This is a genomic window from Novosphingobium oxfordense, from assembly GCF_044029435.1.
Taxonomy (GTDB): domain Bacteria; phylum Pseudomonadota; class Alphaproteobacteria; order Sphingomonadales; family Sphingomonadaceae; genus Novosphingobium.
Genome location: NZ_CP147007.1, coordinates 548,878 through 573,235 on the forward strand (window position 1 = coordinate 548,878; position 24,358 = coordinate 573,235).

General features: G+C 60.6%; 23 protein-coding genes and 2 pseudogenes. 5 read left to right on the forward strand and 20 right to left on the reverse strand.

Features of this window, described 5'->3' with window-relative positions; translation table 11 throughout:
* Positions 1–191 precede the first annotated feature (191 nt).
* Positions 192–665 (reverse strand): amidohydrolase family protein, encoded by a 474-nt coding sequence (locus WBP07_RS22410; RefSeq protein WP_395396071.1) that lies wholly within the window; start codon positions 663–665, stop codon positions 192–194.
* Positions 629–1,573 carry a hypothetical protein gene (locus WBP07_RS22415; protein ID WP_395396072.1) on the reverse strand — a complete coding sequence of 315 codons (945 nt, stop codon included), beginning with the start codon at positions 1,571–1,573 and terminating at the stop codon, positions 629–631. The genes WBP07_RS22410 and WBP07_RS22415 overlap by 37 nt, the downstream gene beginning before the upstream one ends.
* 744 nt (positions 1,574–2,317) lie before the next feature.
* On the opposite strand from WBP07_RS22415, the gene WBP07_RS22420 reads away from it, so the two are divergent.
* Complete coding sequence (locus tag WBP07_RS22420; RefSeq protein WP_395396073.1) at positions 2,318–3,949, forward strand: beta strand repeat-containing protein; 1,632 nt, start codon at positions 2,318–2,320, stop codon at positions 3,947–3,949.
* Between the two features lie 5 nt (positions 3,950–3,954).
* Entirely contained in the window at positions 3,955–6,171 is a 2,217-nt protein-coding gene (locus WBP07_RS22425; protein WP_395396074.1) for an autotransporter outer membrane beta-barrel domain-containing protein, read from the forward strand.
* A 71-nt stretch (positions 6,172–6,242) separates the two neighbouring features.
* On the opposite strand, the gene WBP07_RS22430 is transcribed toward WBP07_RS22425, so the two are convergent.
* The 7 genes from WBP07_RS22430 to WBP07_RS22460 form a co-directional block, all read right to left on the reverse strand.
* Positions 6,243–6,623, reverse strand: coding sequence for a Gfo/Idh/MocA family oxidoreductase (locus WBP07_RS22430; protein WP_395396075.1), 381 nt, complete (start codon positions 6,621–6,623; stop codon positions 6,243–6,245).
* On the reverse strand, positions 6,554–7,087 hold the full coding sequence (locus tag WBP07_RS22435; protein ID WP_395396076.1) for a Gfo/Idh/MocA family protein: 534 nt from the start codon (positions 7,085–7,087) through the stop codon (positions 6,554–6,556). The genes WBP07_RS22430 and WBP07_RS22435 overlap by 70 nt, the downstream gene beginning before the upstream one ends.
* 202 nt (positions 7,088–7,289) lie before the next feature.
* Positions 7,290–7,898 carry a TonB family protein gene (locus WBP07_RS22440; protein WP_395396077.1) on the reverse strand — a complete coding sequence of 203 codons (609 nt, stop codon included), beginning with the start codon at positions 7,896–7,898 and terminating at the stop codon, positions 7,290–7,292.
* A 118-nt stretch (positions 7,899–8,016) separates the two neighbouring features.
* Positions 8,017–10,437: a TonB-dependent siderophore receptor gene (locus tag WBP07_RS22445; RefSeq protein WP_395396078.1), complete on the reverse strand. Its 2,421-nt coding sequence runs from the start codon at positions 10,435–10,437 to the stop codon at positions 8,017–8,019.
* A 132-nt stretch (positions 10,438–10,569) separates the two neighbouring features.
* Complete coding sequence (locus WBP07_RS22450; protein WP_395396079.1) at positions 10,570–11,565, reverse strand: FecR family protein; 996 nt, start codon at positions 11,563–11,565, stop codon at positions 10,570–10,572.
* A 97-nt stretch (positions 11,566–11,662) separates the two neighbouring features.
* A complete protein-coding gene (locus tag WBP07_RS22455; protein ID WP_395396080.1) occupies positions 11,663–12,160 on the reverse strand; it encodes an RNA polymerase sigma factor in 498 nt (165 codons plus the stop codon).
* Between the two features lie 1,099 nt (positions 12,161–13,259).
* Positions 13,260–13,622, reverse strand: a complete 363-nt coding sequence (locus tag WBP07_RS22460; RefSeq protein WP_395396081.1) for a hypothetical protein — start codon at positions 13,620–13,622, stop codon at positions 13,260–13,262.
* Between the two features lie 731 nt (positions 13,623–14,353).
* Here WBP07_RS22460 and WBP07_RS22465 point away from each other — a divergent pair.
* Positions 14,354–14,588: pseudogene (locus WBP07_RS22465) on the forward strand (FAD-dependent oxidoreductase); the annotation flags it as partial.
* A gap of 244 nt (positions 14,589–14,832) precedes the next feature.
* Here the strand turns inward: WBP07_RS22465 and WBP07_RS22470 are convergent.
* The 3 genes from WBP07_RS22470 to WBP07_RS22480 form a co-directional block, all read right to left on the reverse strand.
* Complete coding sequence (locus WBP07_RS22470) at positions 14,833–15,258, reverse strand: DUF3597 domain-containing protein (RefSeq protein WP_395396082.1); 426 nt, start codon at positions 15,256–15,258, stop codon at positions 14,833–14,835.
* A 188-nt stretch (positions 15,259–15,446) separates the two neighbouring features.
* A complete protein-coding gene (locus tag WBP07_RS22475; RefSeq protein ID WP_395396083.1) occupies positions 15,447–16,649 on the reverse strand; it encodes a glycosyltransferase family 4 protein in 1,203 nt (400 codons plus the stop codon).
* Positions 16,650–16,879: 230 nt separating this feature from the next.
* Complete coding sequence (locus WBP07_RS22480; RefSeq protein ID WP_395396084.1) at positions 16,880–17,962, reverse strand: DNA topoisomerase IB; 1,083 nt, start codon at positions 17,960–17,962, stop codon at positions 16,880–16,882.
* A gap of 688 nt (positions 17,963–18,650) precedes the next feature.
* On the opposite strand from WBP07_RS22480, the gene WBP07_RS22485 reads away from it, so the two are divergent.
* Positions 18,651–18,863 (forward strand): hypothetical protein, encoded by a 213-nt coding sequence (locus WBP07_RS22485; RefSeq protein WP_395396085.1) that lies wholly within the window; start codon positions 18,651–18,653, stop codon positions 18,861–18,863.
* 259 nt (positions 18,864–19,122) lie between these two features.
* Here WBP07_RS22485 and WBP07_RS22490 read toward each other — a convergent pair whose 3' ends face one another.
* Together WBP07_RS22490 and WBP07_RS22495 are read right to left on the reverse strand one after the other, a co-directional pair.
* The gene (locus tag WBP07_RS22490; protein WP_395396086.1) at positions 19,123–19,698 is read right to left on the reverse strand and encodes an alpha-ketoglutarate-dependent dioxygenase AlkB; all 576 of its coding nucleotides are present in this window, start codon (positions 19,696–19,698) and stop codon (positions 19,123–19,125) included.
* A 71-nt stretch (positions 19,699–19,769) separates the two neighbouring features.
* Positions 19,770–20,033 carry a DksA/TraR family C4-type zinc finger protein gene (locus WBP07_RS22495; protein WP_395396087.1) on the reverse strand — a complete coding sequence of 88 codons (264 nt, stop codon included), beginning with the start codon at positions 20,031–20,033 and terminating at the stop codon, positions 19,770–19,772.
* A 197-nt stretch (positions 20,034–20,230) separates the two neighbouring features.
* Here WBP07_RS22495 and WBP07_RS22500 point away from each other — a divergent pair.
* Positions 20,231–20,407 (forward strand): annotated as a pseudogene (locus WBP07_RS22500) (hemerythrin domain-containing protein); the annotation flags it as partial.
* A 2-nt stretch (positions 20,408–20,409) separates the two neighbouring features.
* Here the strand turns inward: WBP07_RS22500 and WBP07_RS22505 are convergent.
* The 6 genes from WBP07_RS22505 to WBP07_RS22530 form a co-directional block, all read right to left on the reverse strand.
* Entirely contained in the window at positions 20,410–20,538 is a 129-nt protein-coding gene (locus WBP07_RS22505) for a hypothetical protein (protein ID WP_395396088.1), read from the reverse strand.
* Positions 20,535–20,825 (reverse strand): hypothetical protein, encoded by a 291-nt coding sequence (locus WBP07_RS22510; protein ID WP_395396089.1) that lies wholly within the window; start codon positions 20,823–20,825, stop codon positions 20,535–20,537. The genes WBP07_RS22505 and WBP07_RS22510 overlap by 4 nt, the downstream gene beginning before the upstream one ends.
* Entirely contained in the window at positions 20,813–21,184 is a 372-nt protein-coding gene (locus WBP07_RS22515; protein ID WP_395396090.1) for an HWE histidine kinase domain-containing protein, read from the reverse strand. Before WBP07_RS22515 ends, WBP07_RS22510 begins: the two co-directional genes overlap by 13 nt.
* Before the next feature lie 119 nt (positions 21,185–21,303).
* A complete protein-coding gene (locus WBP07_RS22520; protein WP_395396510.1) occupies positions 21,304–22,365 on the reverse strand; it encodes a PAS domain-containing protein in 1,062 nt (353 codons plus the stop codon).
* Positions 22,366–22,563: 198 nt separating this feature from the next.
* Complete coding sequence (locus tag WBP07_RS22525; protein WP_395396091.1) at positions 22,564–22,824, reverse strand: hypothetical protein; 261 nt, start codon at positions 22,822–22,824, stop codon at positions 22,564–22,566.
* A gap of 195 nt (positions 22,825–23,019) precedes the next feature.
* Positions 23,020–24,294, reverse strand: a complete 1,275-nt coding sequence (locus WBP07_RS22530) for a DUF763 domain-containing protein (protein ID WP_395396092.1) — start codon at positions 24,292–24,294, stop codon at positions 23,020–23,022.
* Positions 24,295–24,358: the final 64 nt, after the last annotated feature.

The window sequence follows — 24,358 nt, forward strand, 5'->3', positions numbered from 1 at the left end:
CCAAAACTCCGCGCTGTCGATGGGACTTACCCGTTCTTTGCGCCTGCCAAGGGAACGGTTACATTCGGCAATTCCTACCGTTCATGTACCATGACACGTTAGGACCGGTGGAAGCCGACAGGAACGCAATCTCGCGGCCACCGGCGAAAGCGCGCCGCACCGCGCGGTCTCTCAATTTGGCGGGGTCAAGCTCACTGGAGCGTACCACCGCCTTCGGCGATCCGGCGCTTGATCGCGTCGGGGCTGGAGGCTGAATAATGTGCGCCAGCTCGCACCACTCCTACAATTGCATGCAGCTTTTCGACAGGACCGAGAGGATCGGCATCCAGCAGGACGAGATCGGCCTCATAACCGATCTCCACCAGCCCCATCTCCGCTTCCTTATGCAGATATTGCGCGGCGTTTACCGTGGCCATCTGTAGAATGACGAGCGATGACAGCCCTGCATCCGCGAGGTCCCGGAATTCCTGCCTCAAGGTCAGGCCCGGCCCCAGATAGGAGCCGCCGTCGGTTCCCACCATCATCCTGACACCGGCATCGTTGAACAGCTTGGCGAGTTCGAGCTGGCGCGGATAAGCCTCGCGATAGGCAGTCAGCATGTCCGATGGGAGTGCCTTGTAGCGGGCAGTCACCTCGCGCCAGTTCTTGACGGCCTTTTCAGGCATGTAGGCGAGTATCTCGTCGCTTTCGTATTCGGCGCGGTCCGCAATTCCTGCGTGCGCAGGCGCAACAGCGTCGGCACTTGCCAACTGCCATCTTCACGGAACTTGGCAGCGACGGCATGGCCTTTGTCGGGATCGTAGCTGTCGATCGCCCGCTTCAGCCGATCGACATCCTTGGGCTGTGCGAAGGCCGCCGGGTTGATCAGCATCCTGGCCAGCCGCTTCATGACAAGTGTTTCGAGGAACGGTATCCGGAACGGCGGCGCCTTTATGACGTCGCGCCGATAGCTGTCGGCGCGCAATTCGGCTTCCTCGTCCGAGCAGCAGATCCAGATGGTGCTGCCGGGCCCTAGATGTTCTACCGAACGGAAACCGGCGGCGGTTGCCTGCAGGGCGTCGGTTCCTTCCTGAAGGTGGCCCAGGATCGGGATGCCCTGTGCATTTGCCTCGTCGATCGCGGCGAAGAAGACCTCCGGCGCGACCATGCCGACCTTGATGAAATCGGCACCCTGCGCCTTTTGCCGACGGATTTCGCAGGCGACAGCGTCCACGGTACCAGCGTTGAACGGCGTGATCAGCGAGCCGGGCGTTTCGTGCAGTGCCGGGGCGATTGCGCCGATCGGCAACGTGCCCTTGCTGCGCGCGGTCAACAGCGCGGGCGAGCCTGACATCTGGCGGAATCCCGTGACGCCTTCGGCCAGCATTAGAGCCAGGGAGCCGGACGGATCACCGAGCTCCACCACATGCGAATGCATATCGTTGGAGCCGGGAACGACGTATTGCCCCGGCCGTCGATCACCTCCACTCCGTTGGGAACGGGCTTGGAGGCGAAAGGGAAGAAATCCGTGATACGCCCGGCGCACATGGCGATCGTCATGTCGGGGGTCTTGCTGCCGTCCCGCGCGGGTCAACGATGGTCACGCCTTCGATCTGCAACGCGGGCGCGCGCCGAGCATTTGCGGCCGGCAATCTGCCCGAAGCCTCGCCAACCCCGGTGAGGAAGCGAGTGAGCGTTTGCAGCGGCGTGAACGGGAGGGCCGAAGCCGCGTGGCATAAGCGCAGCAGGGACAAGGCGCGGGACCGGTCAGGGCAGAAAGCAACATCGCAGTTTCTCCGGTCAGCTGAAACGCAAGGCCAAGTTCACGAAACCTTGGAGCCCGGCATTGGTCCCCCAATACGGGTTCCCCAAGGGAAAGTTCTTGATCTGCCTATGACTGGTTCGTCAGTAACCTTTTCCTCAGCCGGAAAGCTGCGGGTTTAATATCGTATACAACATGAGCGCCTAGAAACGCTTTCTACGGATTATACCCGATACTGCCTGTTTGATTAGCTTGCGATGCTTAAGCGCGCATATCCGAGTCGAAGCAGGGCCTCCTGAGGCAAACACTCTTGTCATCTTTTGGGCGCCATATTCGCATCACTCGGCCTGCTATTACGGCTTGCTGGATTACGCTGCTAAATGCTCGCCATGCCAAAGCGGTATAATTGAGCGGAATTCCGTGACCGGATGAGCCGAAAGAAGCGTTACGACGCGGCGAAGGAAGAGAATGCTCATGCATGGCTTCGGTCACACCCGGACCACTTGCGCCGCACGCATCCGGCGTGCGCCCACGTTGGGCGGTGCCTCAGCTATCGCTATCATAGCGGCGGTTTGGTTGTGTACCGACGCGTTTGCGCAGCAGGTGATAGCAAATGGTACCGTCGTTACAGCCGGTCCAAGCACCACCACCGCCGCAAACGGCAGTTCCGGCATCGGACTATGGGCACTCAATAACGGGGAGATTACCAGCAGCGCGCCGATCACGGTCACCACGTCGGGGAGCGGAGGAGCGCACGCCGCGGTCGCGGAAAGCGATGGATCGATCGACGTATTCGCCGGTTCGACCCTAACCACCACCGGGGCGTCGGCGTTTGGCGCATTTGCCAGCGGCGGCGGCACCATCACGTTGGAAGACGGAACGAGGATCATTGCACGTGCCAGTGCGCTGAGGAGCGCGCTAGGCGGCACGATCAACGCCACGAACGTAGTTGCTTCGACAACAGGGTCAAACACGATCGGCGCCAACGCCGACCGTGGTACCATCATTCTTCAAGGCGGATCGATAACCACGTCCAGCGGCACTCTGAATCACGGCCTCGGCGTCACCACTTCGGGCTCGATTGAGGCGACGGGCGTTACGGTGTCGGCGAGTGGCGAGGGCATCAGCGCGACCAGCGGCGGCCAGGCCACGTTTACGGGCGGCACGATCACGAGCGCAATGACCGGCGCCAATGCCTCGCTTGGTTCCGTTATCGCCATCAGCAACGCCTCGATAACCGCGACCGGGGCGAACATTGCGGGTGTACGCTCGGGCAATTCGACTGTTACGCTCAGCAATTCCTCCGTGTCGACCACGAGCACGGCGACGACGGGCGCGAACGCTATCGGTCTTCTGGCTGAAAATAACGGAACACTCTCCGCTACCGGCTCGAATGTCACTACCAGCGGAGCGCTCTCCACGGGAGCGCAGGCGAATACGGGAGGCACGGTAAATTTGGCCGGCTCAGCCGCCGCGCGAACGAGGATCATGACCCAGAACGTCAACACGAGAGGCGTGGTAACGACTGGCGGTACCATCAACGTCTCTTTCACAGACGTCTTTACAGGTTCGCATGCCATCGTTGCCGAAAATACGGGGCAGATACACTTCCGAGACGGCACGCCAACTGTAAACGCCACCGGGACAAATCTCGTGGGCCTTGCCGTCAATCAGGGCGGACGAATTGACAGCACCGGCCCTCTCACCGTCAACATGCTGGCGCCGGCAAGTGGCGGATCGGCAGGACGCACGGCCGCCTATGTTCATGACGGGGGCCAGCTCGCGCTCGCGCCCGGGGCGGTATTCAACATCACCGGAGGCGTCGGCGGTGCGGGCATAACCATCGATAACTCGATTCTCGAAGCGCCCGTCGACCAATTGACAATCAATCTCAATTCATCGGCGACTACCGGATCTACCGGGGTGATTTCGATCAATGCGGGGCAGGCGAATATCTCCAATCTCACCGTCGGAGGGCTGAGCGCAGGTTCTGGCGTCTACGCTCGCGGTGCAGGGAGCCAGGCTGTCATCACAGGGACAAGCCGGTTCGACATTTCCGCAAGCAGTCCCAACTTCTACGAGTTGACATCGACGAGTTTTCTCCCCGTAGGCGGCATTATCGCGACAGGGTTCTCAACCACGGGCGTGACGCCTTCCACTGCTTTCCACGCCAGCGATGGCGCTACGATCCTAGCACTGGATCGGTAGCCAATGTGTTAGCGCAGTTCGGCGCCGGCGCCTATGCGCTGCGCGCTGGGACGGTTACACTTACTAACAACCAGATAACCACTACAGGGCTGTTGTCTCGCGGCGCAGCTGCGCTCTACGGCACGATCAATGGCAGCGGCAACACGATATCCACCACAGGCGGCGGAGCCGCGCTGCAAATAGAATCGAGGACCGCTGGAGCAGCGGCCGGGACGCAAGGCCTGATCGACCTTTCCGAGAGCACAATCAGCGCGAGCGGAACAGGGACTTTCGGGTCGTCCACTTTCGACACTGCGGGATTTTCTTCCAGCAACATCAACGATTCTCCCAATCGTTTGCGGCTGACGAACAGTACGCTCACCAGCCAACTCGGTACGGCAATGGAGATTGCTGGTCCAACCGATGCGACATTGACAGGCACCACCGCCAGCGGCGCGCTGCTGATCGAGACGTTTCCCATCAGCGCCGCATTTCAAACCGTTTTCAACCTGACAGCCACTGGCGCAAGCCAGCTCACCGGGGACAGTTTTTCGTACGCCGGCAGCACGGCCAATGTCACTCTCGACGGGGCCAGCACGTTGACCGGTGGATATACGACCGAAGCGGCTGCGACGACCAACATTTCGCTTTTGAATGATTCCACATGGAACATGACGCGCAGTTCCAACGTCACATCGGCATCCAATGATTCGAGCCTGATCTTTTTCACCCCGCTTGCAGCGGGGGCAGATGCGACGCTTTTGGCAAGTTACAAGACGCTGACGACGGTGAACTACGCTGGGGCCGGCGGCATTGTTTCACTCAATACCTATCTTGGCACGGACGGCTCACCTTCCGATCGGCTAATCATCGATGGCGGCACCGCCACTGGAAATTCGCGATTGACGATCAGCAACACAACCGGGCTGGGTGACCTGACGAAAGCCAATGGCATCCTGGTAGTCGATGCGATCAACACCGCCACAACGGCCGCAGGGGCATTTGCGCTGGGGAACTTCGTCATTGCCGGGCCCTACGAGTATCTGCTGTACCGTGGCAGCGTCGACGCAAGCGGGCCGGAAAGTTGGTACCTTCGCTCAACGCTGGACTGCTCAGCCCCGGGTGCGCCATCTCCGCCGTGCCCAACTCCGACACCGACCCCAACTCCGACACCAACTCCGACCCCAACTCCAACGCCGACCCCAACTCCAACTCCGACTCCAACTCCAACGCCGACCCCAACTCCGCCGGTCCCGAATTATCGCTCCGAGGTTTCACTTTATTCAGCCGTCCCTTCCCTCCTGCGCAGCTTCGGGCTCGATCTCTTGGACACGCTTCACGAACGGGTCGGGGAAGAGGAACAACTCCGTGGGGACCCAGCGCTTCGTGACGAGAACAAGATGACGGGCACCTGGGGGCGTTTCCTGTATCGGGATGGTCATGCAAATGGAGAGCCACGTGGCCAATTGGGCCAGGGAGATTCATACGATTCCAAGCTCTTCGCTTTCCAGATTGGCGTCGACCTTTACCGGAATGAAGAGAAGCGGGACGACGGCAGCACCGGTGACCGCGATCATGCCGGCATCATGGCGGCACTGGGCCAGATCGATGCGCATGTTGATCATCAAATTCTCGATTTTCAGGTCGCTGCGGGACGCGACAAGGTCCAAACCCTCTCGATCGGGGCTTATTGGACCCATTTTGAGCCCAACGGGGCATATCTTGACGCCGTAGCGCAGGGCACATGGTATAATGTTAACTTCTATTCGCCCCGTCTGCCCAAAGTCGGTACCGACGGTTTCGGGCTCGACCTTTCCCTTGAGGGGGGCTACCCTATCCGCTTCGACGACGACTGGCAGCTCGAGCCACAGGGCCAGTTGATTTACCAGGCGATCGAACTTGACCAGTTCAACGACCCTGCCGCCCAGATCCGCTTCCGGGACTTGGACTCGTTAGTAGGCCGTATTGGCCTGCGGCTCGCCAACACCGGCAAGGCGCAAGGTTGGCTGCGCGGAAACATCTGGCATGAGTTCCTGGGTCAGCCGCGGACCGAATTTTCGTCGGCGACCGGATACATGCCCTTCAACGGCAATCTCTCCAAAACCTGGTGGGAACTGGGTGCAGGCGCGTCGATCCAGCTTGAACCCAGGCTGACCCTCTACGGTCAGGGAGACTATAATCGGGGTTTCAGCGGCGATTTCCATGCCTTCGAAATCAAAGGAGGTGTACGGATCAATTGGTAACCACGTGGACTGCATTCGCCATCGCCGATCTATATGAGCTTCTCCCAAAGGGGCCACCCACAGGCGCGTCACTATCCACATCCATCACTGACCGACATCCCCGCCGATTGCTGCATGGAACCCTCCACGCCGCCCTTCGTGACGAAGCGCATCGAGTAGCTGTCTTCCGCAACGTTAACGCGGTCCGAAACGGTCAACAGATTGGCGCGGAGCGAATGGAAATCTCCCAGCCACGCCCTAATCTGGTCGATTAGGTGCGATCCGCTCGCCCCAAGCCAGCCGCCTCCCGCGTCCTTGTCGAACCGCCAGCGCGGCAACCTGGCGTTGGGGTCGGCACAGAACGGCAAGAACTGGTCGACGATCAGGAAACGGGGCTCACCGATCAAACCCTCTTGGATCGCCTGTCCGAACGACGCGCGCTCCGGCAGCCAGCGGAATTCGTGGGAGACCATGTGGATGACCCCCGCCTGCTCGGCGGCCTGGAGCAGTGCCCGCCCTCATCGGCATTGAAGGCGAGGGGCTTTTCACACAGAACGTTACATCCAAGTGTAATAGCCTCATGCGCAAGCGTAGCGTGTGTGTTCGGCGTGGTCGCGATGGTAACTAGCGCAGCACCTGTTGCGCTGATCGCTTCGTCCAGATCCGTGAAGCATGTCGGCACGGCATTTTCTGCCGCTTTGCGTTGAAGGCGCTCCTCATTTCTGCCTACGAGCGCTGCGACTTCGAAACCCGCTGCGCGAAGCGCAGGTACGTGGACACGACAACCAAATCCTGTCCTTACGACGATAGCCTTTATCTTTCCAATTCGCCCTCCCGTTAAACGGGAGATTGTCATTGATAGCGCGCTATCAATGACAATCGACGCCGGTATTAACAGCACTTCATGCGGCGTGCGACCGGAGCCAATGACCGCCATTTTCGCGAGCAATCATTCACACCTTGGCGCCGAACGTCGCGATCGGGGCGGGAGCTGCCGGCACTCATAGACGAACCCGTGGACGAAATCCGCTTTCCACCATGGTGCAATCCGGACGTTCCTGTTGCCCCGCTGCAGTGACATAGACCAAGGGTGAGGTTGCTTCGCGTGACTTATCATTCGAAGCCATGCCCACAGACTGTCACCGCATATAGAACTCAATGGGCACCGACAGCTCGATCTCGTCAGGCCGGTCGGCAGGTATCCTGGGCAGCGGATCGGCGCGGCGAAGCGTTTCGAGAGCGGCCTGATCGAGCGTCTGGAAGCCTGAGCTGCGCACAAGGGACGAGGTGAGCACATGTCCGTCGCGATTAATGCGGAAGCGGATGTAAACTACGCCTTGTTGCCGAGTGCTGCGCGCCGCGCCTGGATAGCGGCGGAAGTTTTCCAATCGCGCCAGCACGCGCCCTTCCCAGGTGTCGGGGGCGTTGCTCGATGCTTGCGACACGGACGCTGCGGGTGCAGTCTTGGGCGCGGCGGCATCCGGCTGCGGCACTGCGGGATCGGCGGGCCTCGCCGCCTGTGAAGGCGGCGACTTGATCGCTGGCAGCGGCGAGATCGCGCGCTCAACTGGCTTGACCTTCAGCCGGGTTGGGTGAAGTTCGCGCTTCTCGATCGGCCTGGGCGCCTCCTTGGGCTGGGGCGGCGTCTCAGGCGGGGATGCGAGCGGCAGCAGCGACACCGCCAGCGGCGCTGAAGGTTTGGGCACCGTATAGCTGCCGCTCCACTCGATCGCGATTAGCACGATCACCGCAGCGTGCAGGAGGAGAGTGAAGACGAATGCCTTTGGCCTACTCCCAACCGGTGCACCATAAACGCTGCGCTCAAAGACCCGCCGGCTCTCTCTCGGTGGCTCGTGCCTGGGCATTTCACCAGCGGTAGGTCAGAGCTGCAATAAGCGATCGGGCATCACCAAGGGGACACCGGTCGACTTCTCGGCAGTTGGTGACATAGTCCTTTCCGGCTAGATTGCGTCCCGTGAGGGAAGCAGTCCAGCGGTCAGAACTGTAGCTCAGGCTACCGTCGAAAAGCGTCACTCCCGGTGTCGTGAACGTGTTTGCATAGTCCCACGTCTTGCTGTTGTACCGCACGCCGAGCCCCACTCCCAATCCGGCCAAGACGCCTTGGGGAATGCTGTACTGAGCCCAGGCAGTAGCGCGATGACGCGATACGGCCACGGGCCGGCGACCGATGACGGCCGGATCGGTATCCTTTGTCGTCTTCACGTCGTTGAAGGTGTAGCTCGCGATCAAATTGAAACCGTCCGCAAGGCTCGCATTCGCCTCCAGCTCCACGCCGCGCGACGCGACTTCTCCCTGCTGGATGCTGAAATTCAGATGGTCCGGGTCCGTGACGAGGACGTTCTGTTGCCGTAGATCGAAGGCAGCAACCGCGAGCGTAAGGTTCGTCGAAGGCGGCTGATACCGCAGGCCGATTTCATACTGGCGGCCGGTCGTGGGTTTGAAATCGTCGCCGCTGTAGTCCTGGCCCTGCTGCGGCAGGAAGGATTCCGAATAGCTGAAATAGGGAGCAAGACCGTTGGGGTGGAGATATACGATCCCGGCTCGGCCAGTGAATGCGTTCTGACGCTGCGAGATGACGGGAACGGATCCGGACGTATCGATTGCCTTGTACCAATCCTGTCTTCCGCCCAGAAGCACAACGAAGCGCTCTGCGATCTTGATCTGACTCTGACCGTATAGTCCGACCTGACGGTTACGTCCTTTGACAAGGGATTCCGACACAGGCTCGACGAAGCTCCCGGTAGTCTCACCCGTGTCGACATTAAAACTGGTGGAGTCAGCGTAGCCATACTGCCAGTCGCCTTTATTGCGACGATAGTCGAGGCCAACGATGGTCGTGACGCGGATCTCATCATTGCCCAGCGCGGCCTGGAGGTAATTGTCAAAGGCGAACGCATCGACGTGATCACGATATATTTCCGAGTAACGGTCAATTACTGAGGGATCGTCGGTCAGATTATAACCCGTGCTGTTATAATCGATCGTGATGCGATCGTATCTCCCCTTGCTGTGCACACTCAGCACATCGGAGAACCGATGGTTGACTTCGTAGGCCAGCGAATACTGGTTCCGATAGAGATGATCGAAACCATCCTGCACAATTGCCTTGCCATAGCGTTCATCGCGTGCCTCGGCGGGGTAGGCATTGCCGTGCGTGCGGTCGCGCTGATAATCGGCAAGGATCGTTATGTCGGTATCGGGACCGGGCTGAAAAGTGACAGCCGGCGCTACGTAGATGCGGCTCGTGTCGCTATCGGGCAGTTGGAGGTCGTAGTGCTCCCACATGCCGGTCAGGCGATAGAGAATTGTTCCATCCGAGGTTAGCGGGCCGGTTGTGTCTCCAGCCAGGCCATAACGATCCTGCGTGCCGAGACGTGCCCGGATTTCACCATAAGCTTCCGCCTGCGGCCGCCGCGATACGTAGTTGATGAGGCCACCCGGAACGTTGGATCCGTAGAGGATCGACGCCGGCCCGCGCAGAAACTCGATCCGCTCCGCGCCATAAGGCTCAAGGCTTGGAACCGCGAATATCCATGCGCCTTGGCGTTGCCCGTCTCGATAGGTATTACCGTAGGCATCCCCGATGCCCCGCGCGATCGACCAGTCGTAGCGGCTGTCTTCCCCATAGAGCGTCGGCGTGATGCCAGGCAAATATTCAAGTGCCTGTGCCAAACTGACAGACGCACGGGCATCGACAGAATCCCGTGTCACAACGGATATCGACTGGGGCACCTCCATGATCGGCGTGTCTGTCTTGGTCGCAGTGGTGCTGCGCCTGGCGACATAGCCGCTGACGGGACTTGTCGCCGTCTGCTCTCCGCCAGCATAGCCGCTCGCCCCCAATTCCGAGCTTTGCCCCTCCACCCGCACCGGGCCGAGTTGCACCGCGCCGGCAGCAGCTGCTGGAGCAAGCTCCAGTCGGACCGCCGTGGGTGCCGTGAAACGATAAGTAAGACCGGTGCCGCTCAATAACCGCGACAGCGCCTCACCCGGCCCGAACACACCGTTTACCGCTGCGCCGGTTCTGCCCGCAATATCCCCGCTCTCATAGCCGATCTGCACCCCCGACTGCCTCATATACTCGCGAAGAGCTGCTTCGAGCGGTTGGGCGGGGATCGAAAACGTGTGGCTGGCGCTCACCGCACCAGTTTGGGGGGACTGCGCCCAGCCCGACGTCGGAAGGACGAAACTGATTATGCTCGCTGAGTAAAGCAGCTGGCAAGGGAAGGTAAAAGCGGAACGGTTGGTTCGCAGGGCAAGCGGCATTCGGTAGTCCCCCATCGGCCATGAAACCCACCGACGGCGGGCCTTTTGCCCATGCGACGCATTCGCAAATAACTTTGGGCGCCCCTATGACTGTTCTCGAGTGTCCATACCCAATGGCAGCACAAAATATTTTTAGGAGGGTGCCTTGGGTTGCACGATCAGGATACCGCCGGGCAGCGTTCGGATGCGAAGCTCACGCATGGCCGCGATCGTCGCCAACGCGTCGTCGGGCCGATCCGTGCGGTAGATGCCGCTGACGGGCTGCGCGGCGTCCAAATCACCGAATGTGAAGATCGGCGCCGAGCGATAGCGGCCAATTTCCTGCACGGCGCGTGAAAGCGGCATTTCGTGCAGCAGCAGCGCCCCTGAGCGCCACGCGGCGATGGACGTGCTGTCCGCCGAGGCAAGCCGCTCGACCCTCTCCCCCGGCCGATAATGCACGCGTTCGCCAGCTTCGAGGGTGACGCGTTCGCCGCGGCCGTCTGGCGCGAAGACGCGCACGACGCCCGCGCTAACCCCCACGCCTACGCCGTCCTCATCCCGCTCAACCGCGAACGCGGTACCGACATCCTGGGTAACGCCTCCCTGTGCTACAACCCTGAAAGGCCGGGCATCATCATGCTTTACGTCGAACCAAGCCCGTCCGCGGAGCAGTTCGATCCGCCGTTCATTGCCATCATAGGCGAGCGCAATCGCGGAATTGCTATCGAGCACGACTTGCGATCCATCGGGAAGCGAGGCGGTTTGCCGCTCTCCCGTTCCGGTCCGATAGTCTGATCGCATCATCAGGTAGAAGTGCGGAGCTGTGGCCATCACCAACAGCGAGGCAGCGATAGCACCACCGATTGCCTGCCTGAGACGGCGGGGGGACCAACGCCGCATTCCGTCCTTGCGCCGATGCCCCGCTGGTGTCTCACCAAGGCTCGCTGCAATAACCGCGACGTCCTGCCAAAGTGCGCGCTCCTGCTCGAACGCACGGGCGTTGTCCTCATCATCGGCGAGCCAGGTGCGCAGCGCCGCCAGCTCAGCCGAGGTGATGTCACCCGAGCCCAGCCGCGCGACCCAATCGCGTGCCTGATCGACCTTGCCGGCATCGAGGCTGTGTCGCTTACAAGGTAAATCGGTCATCGAGCCCTCGCAGCTGGGGCAGAGCGTAGAGCGCACGCTCCGGCTACCCTATGACTGTTCTCGATCAGCCTTACCCAAGGCGGCGTTTGAAAAAATATCACCCGGATGGCTCATTCCCGTCACGAGCACGGCCGAGAGCGATGAGCGCCCGCCGGATGTGGTTCTCTATGCTGGTCGTTGTCAGGCCCACTTTCATCGCGATCTCACGCTGCGTCAGCCCCTCGACCCGGTTCATGCGAAAGATCGACCGTGTCGGCTCAGGCAAGGTCTCCGCAGCCGCCTTGACCCTGCGTAAGGTGTCGAGGGAATCGACGATGCGTTCGGGCGTGAGGGAGACATCTGAACCCCACAGAAGAGCTTGAGCTTGCCCGTGAACATCCTCCCGGCGCTGATCACTGCGGGCATGATCGACCGCGAGGTTGGTTGCCAATCGATAAAGGTATGCCCGCTTGTTTGCGATCGGCGGATCATCCTCAATCCGTTGAATCCGAAGCCATAGCGATTGCGTCACGTCTTCGGCCGCCGGCGCGGTGCCCACGATGCGCTGCACCAATCGCAACAGCGATGGACGTTCATTCAGCAGCAGGCGCGTCAAGGCAACGGCGTTTGTCGTCATTGGCAGAGAGCCGTAGCATATTGCGAACAGATCGCAATAACCAACCCAACACGGTGGTTCTGTGCGGCAACCGCTGGAAGCAACCAGCTATTTTATTCGCTTTCCGGCTGTCTGCTTAGGTCACGGCGATTGACCGCATTTAGCGCAACCGGACGTTGGCCATGCCGAACAGAACGCCCGGGTTCGGTCGACACCTGCCGGAAGACCGGACGCTCTGCACCTCGAGGACGAAAATCAGCCGCTGAGTCTCCGAAGGGGCGGAAGCGGAAATTTGACGGCTGAACCCAGGTTCGGTCCGAGGTTTCTATTAAACAGGACAGATATCCGTCTCGATTTGAGAAAGCGATGCCGTCCGCTGCATTTAAGATTGCCACCGCTTGCGCGAGAGAAAATCCGGATAGCCCTTCCTCCCATCGCCGCAGAAGCGCAGCGCGCATCCTGCTTTCACATATCGCGGGAAGACTTCCACCCAGGATCGCCGCCCCCACCATGCATCCCGGGATTGCGGCGTTCAGAAATCATGTCGCTGCGCTCATTTGGATCCTCGCCGTTGGGATCATGGTCCGGCTGCGATGAGACAGCCTCGTGATCGCTTTGCTTCTCAGCTCGCTTAGCTCTTAAAGCGGAGTTTTCCTCAGGCACACCCATCGCTGGACTGGCTTCGGATACCGCCACACCGTGACGCGTTTCAAACTCACTCTCAGCTTGCGCGTCCACTCCCTCTATTGTGGTCTGGACTCGCCTATGGCCTTGAGCTCCAGGCGTCTTTCGTTCCGAAGGACCGATCGAAGTTTGTCCATTCACATTCGTTCTCCTTTGCATAGGAACAACTCGCGTCGTGACAAAGTTCCGCCTCTCGGTGCACTGGTTGGCGATCGAGCATACTCTTCGCAGGGGAAGCGCGAACTTAACCCCTTGACGGAACGTGTCATAATCATGCTAACCTAGTCCGAGCGACCGGGGCCTGATGGCCGGCCGAATGCACCCGCCGCAAAAGGGGCAAACCAGCTCGCAGAATTAACTCGGCCCAACCGGCCGATTTAAACGCTGCGTGAGGCCGCAGAACGGCATCGTAAATTCATGAAATTTCCCGGGCCAGATCTGCCACGCCGAACCGCCAGTTGATTCCGGTCTCACGCATAATCCCCTCGACTTCCTTGCCGATCTGCTTTTCGAGAACCGGGCCAGGGAACGAGGGTGAAATCCCGGCTCTTCTCGACGGGCTCACCAAGAAGGGGGTAGAGAGACACATGGCCATCGCGATCAGGCAACTCGGACGGCATTTGCGCAGCCATGGCTGAATCCCCGGAGAACTCTCGATGCGTCTCAGGCGATCGCGTGGCTCGAGCGCGGCTACGAGATCGCAATCGGCGATTTCCTCGTTCTGCAAGGACGGCGCGGAAGGCACGCGTTGGCGCGCCCCATCGCGCAGGAGGTTCACGGCCGATTTGCCTGAGACAGGCCCCTGGATTTTCGATCTGCTCTGCATTTCCTCCAGCAATAAAGCGCGCCAAGGCCTGCTACACGACATCCTCCGCGTCCTCACGCCGCGATCTGCCAATCACGAAGCGCAGCAATCCAGCCCGCTCGCGGCGGTAAAGCGTGTCCAGAACCGCAGCCGAGCTTTCCATCAGATCTTGCTCGGGCGGAACTGCCTCGCCCCCGCCTAGCGGACGGCGCAGAAAACCTAAGCCGACACGCATTGGGCCGGGCCATAAAATGCGAATTCTTGCAGTAGCAACATCTACCGGCCCCGCTCGTCAGGCGAGGCGGGCCGGTAGGTTCCGGGTGTTGAGAACAGGCAAGTGAACCCGCGCCGACGCCTTAGCCATTAGAGCCTGAACATATACGGTCGTTGCAGTGGTGGCCGTGCTTGGAGAAGATCCCCCCCGGTTCCGGCCCTTGTTGGACCGTGATGCCGTATACATCGACATGACAAAACTTCAGGAGGCAATCATGGCCATCAAGGTCAAGCCGGAAGAAGTGATCCGGCATGAAGAAGTCTACAGTGTCGGCCTGGACGTCAGCCAACGCAGCACCAGCATCTGTGTACTCGATCCCAACGGCAAGCTCTTGATGGAAGGTCAAGCCAGAACCAATCCCTTCGAAATCGCACGCTATCTCCAAAAACGAATGGAGGGGCCTCTCAAACTCGCCATGCAAACGGGGAGCCTGCGCATCAATGGAGACCACATCCTCGTACCCGTTCCGGACGAAACGCTTGCGTTCGATACGATCTATCAGCCTTGGGGTCCGTCGTCCGTTCCGGACTTGCCGTCAGGCTCGGCGCGACGACCACCGAGGATGGCTGCCTTACGGTCGATGCCCACCAGCGCACCAGCGTGGCAGGCCTCTAGCCGCAGGCGATGTCACGCGAAGCCTTGTCCAGATTAGCCATGCCATGGGCTAGGCGGGCGTCGCTGCGACAACCATTCGCAACGATCTCGCAGCCAGAGAACCGCTTCTCAGCCGAGGCGGCTTGAATGAGTCGGTCCGCTGATGCCGGCGCAGAGCCCCCAAGCTGGCTGGTGGCCCACCAAGTGGCCGCTGGCGCTGCTTTGTTTCCGGCCCTTTGCCCCAGGAGAGTTGGAAAGGGCGAAAAATCGCGGCCCCGGTGGCGAGGCGCCGGGCAGCGGATCAAAGCTTTCCGGTCAGTGGCGCATGCTGTCGGGAACGACGCCGCCGTTTTCCGCGAGCTTGGCCATCACCGCACGATGTAGAGCAATGTTCTGTTCGGCGGAACCGTCCTCTTCCGCATGAACGTCCAGTTCCTCTGCGAGCTCCTTGCGCGCGGACAGGCTGGGATTGAGATCGAGCAGCTTCAGGAGGTCGACAATCGAACTCTTGTAGTTTCCGCCGCGGTTTTCCTTCAGCGAAGCCATCGCCTCGAGCACCGCTGCGACGTCGACCGGCGTGGTTTCGCCTCCTCCTGCCGCCTCGATCGTCGGCGTGCCCGGTGCCGGGGCGATCCTGTCCGGCTGAGGTTGCTGAGTTGCCGGGGTCGAGGCCGGCGCGGCAGCAGCATTGGCGCTGGGGTGGTGGAAAATCTTGGCCATGATGTTTGCAAAGACGCCCATTGCTTGCTCCTGAGTTGTTCCGGTTTGTGATTCACCGCGTGTACGCACCGGTTCCGCGATCGAGGATCGTCTGCATGCGATCTTCATCGCATTTGGGGCGCACCCCGTACGGCCCTATTTCCCGAGGACGTACTGGCCCCCTTCCGCCAGCGCGGTTGTCGGCAGCTGCTCAACCCTTGGGAAACCCATTACGGGTGCGCAGGAGAAAGTCGCTGGAAGGTGTTCCGGGCAACGTCGGAGCGCGAAAGGTGAAAGGCTTGGCCGGTCGCGGCCCGCGAACCGTCAATGTGTCCGGCACCGTCGACAGGTTCGGCGGACGTCGGTTTGCGTGCAACCGCCTTCTCCACCAGATTGGCGCTGGCGTCGGCAAATTGCTGCCAGATGGTAGAACGCCCTTTGGCGTAAGCGCGCATCTTGAGGGCGTTCAGACACTCCGGTGTATTCAGCAACGCGTTCACCGCGTTCGAGATTGCCGACGGTTCCTCCGCCGGCACCAGCACGCCGACTCCGTCGGCAAGCAATTCGCAGGCATGGATATAGCGAGTGGATACCACGGCCTTGCCGAGCGCGACCGCATAGCTGAGCGTTCCCGATGTCGACTGCTGAAGGTTGGGGTAAGGTGTCAGGTAGACGTCGCAGGCCTCGAGCTGATCGAGGAGCTCGTCCGTATCGAGGAAGCGATCGTCCCACGCAACGTTGCGTTGCAGGCCGAGCTGCGCCACGCGTGCCTTGAGCCGTTCCCGGTACCTCTCTCCCTGATCGCGCACGAGATCAGGATGGGTCGCTCCCACGATCCGATAAAGCACATCGGGATGCCGCGCAGCGATTGCCGGAAGCGCCTCGATCGCATGCTCGATACCTTTGCCGGGCCCGAGCAGCCCGAAGGTCATCAGAACTGGCCGATTGGCGACCCCAAGGCTTGCCTTGAAATGTTCTTCACGGCCGAAGGGCCGATCCGGCGCTCCGTGGGCAACAACGGTCACCCGCTCGTGCGATGCTCCGTAAAGGCTGATGAGAAGGTCCCGACCGTGCTGGGACATGACCATGACCTGGCCGGCACGCCCCAGCAGGCGTTCCATGACGTGGCGCTGACCAACCGACGGTGTCGAAAGGATCGTGTGCAAGGTTACTACGAGCGGGACAGCGAGCCTGTCGATGAGATCGGTAACGAGCCTCCCGTCCGGCCCTCCGAAAATTCCGTACTCGTGCTGCAGCCACACCGCATCCACGCCCGAAGCATTGATGCGATCGGCGGCCAGACGGTAGGCATCGGGATCGTCCTGTGCGATGACATGCACGTCGGGCGAATACGCGAGGTCTGAACCATGGCGATCGAGCGCGTAGACATCGAACGATATGCCGGGGCGAAACTCTTCGACTTTGGTCTTCAAGTCTTCGGTGAAAGTGGCAATCCCGCATTTACGCGGCGCGTAAGTGCCGATTACAGCGACCTTGAGAGTGCCGGTTCTGGATAGCGGATCGGGAGAAAACCGGATGGGAGCTGCCGACACGAGTTTGAGTGAAGCGTTCCTGGAATGAAGCATGCCGGCACCAATGATGAGGGATGTGCCAAATTAACGGTCGGAATTTCCCGCAGTTCCCTGACAATCCTCCGTGACCTTCAAGTATCGGATTTTGCGGATAGGCGCCTCTGGAGGAATGCGAGGACAACAGCTTCTTCAGGCCGCAAGCTGGAAAGCTCGTCACGAAGCTCGCGCTCGACTTCGTCCCTGGCATCAAGGACGAGTTCGTCCGTCAGATAGCTTTCGAAGATCTCAGGATGAATGTAGCATTTGCGGCAAACCGTTGGAGTGTTTCCCAGCCGGGCAGCAACCGTTTCGATGGCCGCACGCACGTTGCGCTTGGCTGCAGCCGCACTGTCGACTTTCTCATATTCCGCAAGTGCCAGGGCGGCGAGCACGGTGCCATTCCACGTCCTGAAATCCTTCGCGGTTATGTCGGCACCGGAAATCTCTCTTAGATAGGCATTGATGTCGCTCGAAGTGACCTCGAACGGCTTTCCATCCTCGCCTATATACTGGAAGAGATGTTGGCCGGGCAGATCCTGACTAGCCTTGACGATTTTCGCGATGCGTCGGTCATGGAGCTTAAGCTTCCATTGCTTGCCGCTCTTTCCTTTGAAATTGAAGCGCAGCTCAGCGCCCTCGATCGCGACGTGGCGATCCTTCAGCGTCGTCAATCCGTAGCTTTTGTTCTGCTTGGCATAGTCGGCATTGCCGACCCTTATCATTGTGGTTTCCAGAAGGTGCACGACGGCGGCGAGTACTTTCTCGCGGGGCAAACCGCGTTTCCCAAGATCCGCATCGATCCGCGCCCGCACGGCCGGAAGAGCCTTTGCGAATTCTAGCATGTGCTCGTACTTCGTGCTGTCGCGTACTTCGCGAAATCGCGCGTGGTAGCGGTACTGCTTTCGGCCTTTTGCGTCGCGCCCGGTAGCCTGGATGTGCCCGTTCGGCTTGGGGCAAATCCAGACATCGGTGTAGGCTGGTGGGATCGCGACCGCGGAAATGCGCGCAAGAGTTTTCTCATCGTCCAGCAGATCGCCCTTGGCAGTCCGATATCGAAACTTGCCGCGCCAGGCCTCGCGTGAAATCCCGGGGTCTTCGTCTGTCATGTAGACGAGGCCCGCGTTCTCTGCTGCCTCCTGAGCGTCTACTACTGCACCGTCTTTTTCTGCGGCCATCGGTCCGATCCTGTCCCTTCCGTATCTATTCCTAGATCGCTCAGGCAGGCAGCGCGTTCCCGCCGCCCGATGAACCTGGAAACGCAATACGCATGGGGTAGGCCAACGCGCATTGCCAAACGCGAACCGCGCAGGTGAGACCATTCCAATCCACGCCATTTCTGTCGGCCTCAGCGGTTGGGATTGATGGCCGCCCAGGGCTTCGATGAGTACAAAGCTTAGGATTTACGACTACTCACCGAGCGGGACGAGCGTTCCGTCTCAGACCATCTGGATCGATGCGCCGGTTCGGCCGACCAGCTGACTGCGTCCCCACTCAGACAGGCTGGAGTTGCCATGGACTTTGTACACCCTCAGATTTGCGGAACAGGCCCGGTGCCCGCAAAAGTGGTGCTGTTCGAGGCGAGCACCCGCTCTGCAACGCTGCCCATAGCCGCTCAGGAAAGCCCTGCCCGCCGTGAGGAAATTTGGGAGGGGAGCGCAAGCTCTGCTCAATTAGGAAGACTTTTGGTGATGCGTGGCAGGTCGACACGCATTAGTCTGCGCCGCCCCTCGCTCACGTGAGCTCCGGCGGCACCAGGCTCAGTCGGCCGCGTTGACGGGCTGCCGCCAAATTGAATGCGGGAACCTTTGAGCGCAGGCGCGCATTCACAGGCGGCAATTCACACAACACATTGTTTGGAGGAGAATGATGAAGATCTATTCGCTGAGGTTTTCGGATGATGGCCACGGAGTGGCCAAGCGCCTGGAATTCAAAGCTGAAGATCTCACCGCCGCCCTGATCATCGCGCACCGGGAAGCCGCAAGAAGAAGCGCCGAGCTTTGGGAAGGGGCTAAAAAACTCTGTACCATCCGTAAGCCAAGGGAGCCTGCTCCAAGCCTCACGGCATTTGCCTTCTGAGGGCGGCGGAACGTAGCAGGACGCACCGTGCAATGCCAAGTCTCCATAGGGGGACCAGTCACAGACATGCCGGCAGATTGCGCCGTGTCGTTGCCGATCCAATGGACCGCGCTTTCGCGGAAGTTTATAGGGCGGGTGAAGGAGTCTGCTCGAAGCAGCACTCGCGCACGAAGCAATGCGAATGGCGAACGACAAGCCTGGACCTGTGCAAATGGCGTTGCATTTCGACGCGGTGCTTGTGCGCGGAGGCACGGTGGGATTACTTCCTCCCGTTACGAATACCGATTTCCCTGAGGGTGCGGAACGTTACCGACCAGCGAGGGCTGTCCAGCTCGGCAATACTATGTTCCCAGTGATGGCGAGCCTCCCCGCTCAGAAGATAGAGACCGCGTTGCCGCGCCCCATGGGTGAAGCGCTCGAATCCCGTTTCGGTCCTGCGGCGGAATCGCAGCGGCGCGGATCGGCCCAGCGACAGCCCTGCGACAAGCTCGAACATCGGCCGATCCTTGTGCCAGCCGATCACGGCGCCAGGATCATAGCGGATCACAAGCGCCTGCTCGAAGCGCTCCGGGGAAACACCGAGATGGCCCGCCACAAGCGAACGCATGGGGATCAGCCAGTCGGGAATGGGCTGCACCTGCTCCGCGCGTCCAGTACCGTGATCGTAGGTCCATCCGAACGAGCGGGTAAGCCTTTTGCCAAGCCAGCCCTGGAAGCGAAACGGTTCGAGCTGCGATGCGTCGATCTGTGCTATGAGGCGTCTTTCCTCGGAAGGAGGAATGACCTCGTCCCAACTGTCAAGGCCTTTGGGCATCAGGACACGTTCGACAGCCAATGCGCCGAACAGGTCAGCTTGCGCTGGCAGCCCAGCCTCCTTGGCAGATCTTGCGATTGTTTCTCGACCTCTCACCTCAGCTGGCTGTCCTTGCTGCCCCGGCGATTGATGCCCGAGAAGACCGGACGCTGTTCGCGCCCTGACTGGCAACTCACGCAGGTGCGCACGCCCGGAATTGCCCGGCGCCTGCCGTCAGGAATTCGGTCGCCACAAACCTCGCATTCCTTCAGACCCTCGCCGCGAGGCATGGACGCTCGGGCCGCTGCCACCGCATCCTTGAGACTGTCCTCGATCTGATCTTGTACCGCGCCGTCTGGCGCCCAGCCATTGGCCATGCCGTTTCTCCTCGTTCCTGAAAGTAGGAAGCGAAGATATCGATTTCACCCCCTGTATGTTCTTTTCGCCGAGCCGTGGCTGCTCGATTTGGCGCGGTTCGCCGCGTTGTCACCCAGAGATAGAGTGGGATGGCCAAGGTATCGGGAACGCGAAGGTAGATCGGTAATTTTAGAAAGCAGAAACCGAGGAGGATCCCATGACAGAATCCTTTACCGGCGCCATTGCACTTCTGAAGGCAGAACATCGCAACGTCGAAGACCTATTCGAGAAATTCGAGGGGGCGAGTTCTTCCGCCCAGAAGCAAAAGCTTGCGAAGGAAATCTGCACCGAGCTGAGAATTCATACCATGATCGAGGAAGAGATCTTCTATCCCGTCTAGTCGTCCTCGACCACCAGGACGCGGCGCCCAGTCAGGTCGGGTGCAGCAGTCATATCGAGCGTTCCTCCGAAAAGCTTGGCGGGAATCGGCGCGTCTGTCTCCAGAATGCTCTCGCCGTCCTTCAAGGAAACTCCAGTCGGCAATGGGCGCCGCCCGATCCTATGGTGACTTTTCCGGTCCCGCCAAGCTCATAGGGGACGCGGCCCTCGATGAGGTCGCTGCCGAAGCCGCGCCTGGTGGGCGGTGCGCGCAGAGGTGCGCCGCTTTCCATCCAGTCAAGCGCCAGCCATGCGCGACTCCGCTTCTCGAACGGCGTCCACGAGACCTGCAGCCGGCCCTGCGGCGTGGAAAAGGCGCCGTACTTCAGAGCGTTGGTCGCCAGCTCGTTATAGACGCGCTTTAGCACCTCCACCGCCTTCGGCGACAGCCGGCTGTCGGCTGTCGGCTGTCAGGGCCATTGAGCTCGAACTGATCGTCTTCGTGGGCCTGGGCGCTGACATCACTCGCAATGATGTCGCGAAGAGACCCGCCGGCGTTGGCCGCCCGGGTAAGCAGGACCTGCACCCTGGCCAAGGCCATAAGCCGGCCCTCCAGCAACGAACGGTAGTCCTCCACATCGGTCGCACCGTCTGCCGTCCGCAAGTCCATGGATCGGATCATTGCCATAATGTTGCGCACTCTGTGCTGGAGCTTGGCCAACAACACACCCTGGTGCTCGACCGCCAGCTTGGCTTCGGTGACATCCTCGAAGATGCCGCCGATGCGCTGCACGAGCCCCGATGGATCCATCAGAGGAGAGACCGTGTTGCGGACCCACCGAAAAGTCGGTCAATTGGTCTTTGGACGCGGAACTCCGAGACGCGAGGTCCCTTTGCCGGACGGCCTCGATGTCAGCCAGCACAGCGGTGCGGTCCTCCGGCACTATCAGCGATGACCATGCCTCGATCCCATCGAACAAAGCCTCGCATTCGACGCCGTAGATCGTCTCGATCGCCGAACTGGCGTACTCCATCTTCAGGGTCTGGGCGTCCCTGATCCACAGCGCGCCCGATGAAGCCTTGGCGAACTGGCGGAAGCGTTCCTCGCTCGCGCGTAGCGCGTCTTCGGAGCGCACGCGCTCGATCGCAGCCCAGGCCACCTCCAAGATGCTGCCCGACCAACCGGCTGGCCTCTTTCAAAATCTGGCTATTGTCAGTCGCGCTGCGCGCAGCGTCGCTCAGCTTGAGGAGGATGGCCTGCCGCTCCTCGCTTTCGCGCAACGCCGCCTCGGCCGTCTTGCGTTCCGTAATGTTGGTGAACAGAACAGCAACGCGGTTGCGCTCCCGGTCCAAGGAAAAGATGTTCAGGTCGAAAATCAGACCGAGCGTTGCTTCGGGCTCCTCCACCCGCAGCGGCTGGCCGGTGTCCAGCGCCTGGCCGTATAGCTCAGTCCAACGCGGGTTCGGCGAGCCAAGCAGTTCGGTAGCCGTCTTCCCGACAGGCCACGGCATGGTGGTATGGACGAGGAAGGCGCAGTTGACATCCAGGAATCGAAAATCCGCCCAGCGGCCTTCGGCGTCCTTGATGACCTCGACCACAGCATGGGCTTCGTCCATCGACTCGAACAGGTCGCGATATTTTTCCTCGCTTTCTCGCAGCGCCGACTCCGCACGCTTGCGGGCGTCGATGTCGATGTTCACGGCGGCCCATTTCTTGATATGGCCTTGCGCGTCGAGCACAGGAGCCGCGCGGACGTTGGTCCAGCGCCATCCGCCATTCGGTGCCCGAAGTCGGAACTCGGCGTCCACGACCCGACGCGCCGCCATCGCCTCTCGCCGTTGTTGCTCTGCGAACGCGCGGTCGTCGGGATGGATTGCCTCAAGCCAGCCGTATCCGAGCCACTCCTCCAAGGTCTGGCCAGTGTAGGCACGGTAGCGGCCTGCGCTCAGGGGGAAACTTCCCCCTGAGCGCAGGCCGGTTCAGCCTAATCAAACCCGCAAACCAGCTCCGCGATAATGTCCGCCATCGCCCGACGGGCCACCTTGTTGGAGGGCGAAACGGGAACGTCGGACCAGCCTATTTGCAGCCACCGGCGCGGCACCTACGCGGCGGCGGGCGATGTCCGACCACAGTCTGGGAAAAAGCCAGTACAAGCGATGCGACTGACCCGACTAAGGGTTCTTGGTCTCTTCATCGGTAAGTGCAGCCTCGAGCATCGCCGACCAAACCGCCCGACAACTGGCACTTGCCAGCCATTTATCGCCAGCAGCTTCCATCCCATCGTCGGGTTCGCGAATGGCTGCGAGGACGGCAAAGGCAATCGATCTGTAACGGAGGCGCGTTTCATGCGGCACCTGATCCCACGGTTGCGGATTCTCGGCGGCCCAGTCTGCGGTAAACGCAGCTCTGGCCATTCGTTCAAGCGGCGTCATGAATAACCGCCGCGATACCTTTTGAGTTCGGAGTGCGGTCGGAACGATTTTCCATCATAGTGAGGCCAATGAAGAGTGGCCTCGATTGTTCCCTCATGGCGGTCACCTTCATGGGAGGCGGACTGAGTCCATCGGGGATATCAAGACCGCCGCTATGCATCATTTGAGCGGGGAGGGTCCTGCCCGCGCAGGCTATCACTCTGCTCGTGTCGTTGACTGGGCCGGTGGAATAATCACCGCAACCTCTCCAGTTGGCGGTTCCCATCCGAACACACTTCGTCCGCCGTATTCATGTGATCGCGTACACTCCTCGGCGATGAAATCGTCAAGCGACGGGCCCGAGGCGGCCGCCTCAAGTCTCCGCGCCTGCTCATCTAGTCGCCGGATCGCTGCCAATTGTTCACCGTGCCCGAGGCTGGCCTTGCTGACGGCGGATTTCATAACCGCAATTGTATGATCGTAAACCTTCGTGGGCACCGGATAAGGATGGCGGTCCTTGCCTCCGTGCGCCAGCGAGAACCGAGCTGGATCGCTGAAGCGGCAAGGCGCGCCGTGAACGACTTCCGCCACCATAGCTAGCGAACGAACCGTACGTGCTCCCACGCCCGGTACGAGCAGCAATTCGGAAAAATCTCTGGGCCCGAGGTCCGCAGCAGCAGCAAGGGCGCCACGCAAACGCCGTTCGATGACATTTTCGGGGCGAACCTCGTGGTGTTCCGGCATGATCAGATGAGGGAGAAGGCCTTGTTCCGGCTCGACCTGCGGCGTCATTCGACGCAATTCGCGCAAAATCCCATCCGGTCCGATGGATCCCAGCAGCTTCAGCTGCCCGCTGCGAGAGGGTGCTGCGCGGCGATCGGCTAGGTTGACGATTTGTCCCCCGCATCGCCCCTCTATCGCCGCATGAGGGGCGTCGACAAAATCCTCGATGCCTTCGCTCAGCCAGTGGTAACGGCGAGCCTGCCGCCGACTATCGTTCATGCCTTGCTGCACGACCACCCAGCGCCCGTCATCAGCGACGATAAAGCCGTGCAGGTACAAGTCGAACCCATCCTGAAGCGCCGCGCTATCTACCTTGGCGATCAGGCGACTGGTGGCAGCGAGCGCCGTGCCGTCGATACCGGTGCGTTCTCCCACAAGCACCAGCTCATCAGGCGTTTTGCGGCTGTGCTTGCCTCTGCCGCCACAGACATGCAGGCCAAGCTCGCCCGACAATGGCGCTAGTCCTCGCTTCAACGCACCAAGAACGCTGGTGGTGATGCCTGAGGAATGCCAGTCCATTCCCATCACCGCGCCGAACGACTGAAACCAGAAGGGATGGGACAAACGGCGAAGGAATTCGTCGCGGCCATATTCAATCACGATTGCCTGAGCGATGACGGCGCCCAGTCTGGTCATGCGTTCGCCCAGCCAAGCGGGAACCCTGCCGCCGTGAAGGGGAAGGTCGGCGCTTCCGCCGCGCCTGCTCAAGAGTTCTTCCCAGCCAGAAGCGGGTAGGTCCCGGGCTTGCATGGAGAGAGAGCTGGCGATTGCA

Bases quoted from the DNA above. Each gene is read 5' to 3' on its own strand.
- WBP07_RS22410 (WP_395396071.1), bottom strand. From the start codon at position 665: ATGCCTGAAAAGGCCGTCAAGAACTGGCGCGAGGTGACTGCCCGCTAC.
- WBP07_RS22430 (WP_395396075.1), bottom strand. From the start codon at position 6,623: ATGGTCTCCCACGAATTCCGCTGGCTGCCGGAGCGCGCGTCGTTCGGA.
- WBP07_RS22435 (WP_395396076.1), bottom strand. From the start codon at position 7,087: ATGGCGGTCATTGGCTCCGGTCGCACGCCGCATGAAGTGCTGTTAATA.
- WBP07_RS22445 (WP_395396078.1), bottom strand. From the start codon at position 10,437: ATGCCGCTTGCCCTGCGAACCAACCGTTCCGCTTTTACCTTCCCTTGC.
- WBP07_RS22450 (WP_395396079.1), bottom strand. From the start codon at position 11,565: ATGACCGATTTACCTTGTAAGCGACACAGCCTCGATGCCGGCAAGGTC.
- WBP07_RS22470 (WP_395396082.1), bottom strand. From the start codon at position 15,258: ATGGGCGTCTTTGCAAACATCATGGCCAAGATTTTCCACCACCCCAGC.
- WBP07_RS22480 (WP_395396084.1), bottom strand. From the start codon at position 17,962: ATGGCCGCAGAAAAAGACGGTGCAGTAGTAGACGCTCAGGAGGCAGCA.
- WBP07_RS22485 (WP_395396085.1), top strand. From the start codon at position 18,651: ATGATGAAGATCTATTCGCTGAGGTTTTCGGATGATGGCCACGGAGTG.
- WBP07_RS22495 (WP_395396087.1), bottom strand. From the start codon at position 20,033: ATGGCCAATGGCTGGGCGCCAGACGGCGCGGTACAAGATCAGATCGAG.
- WBP07_RS22525 (WP_395396091.1), bottom strand. From the start codon at position 22,824: ATGACGCCGCTTGAACGAATGGCCAGAGCTGCGTTTACCGCAGACTGG.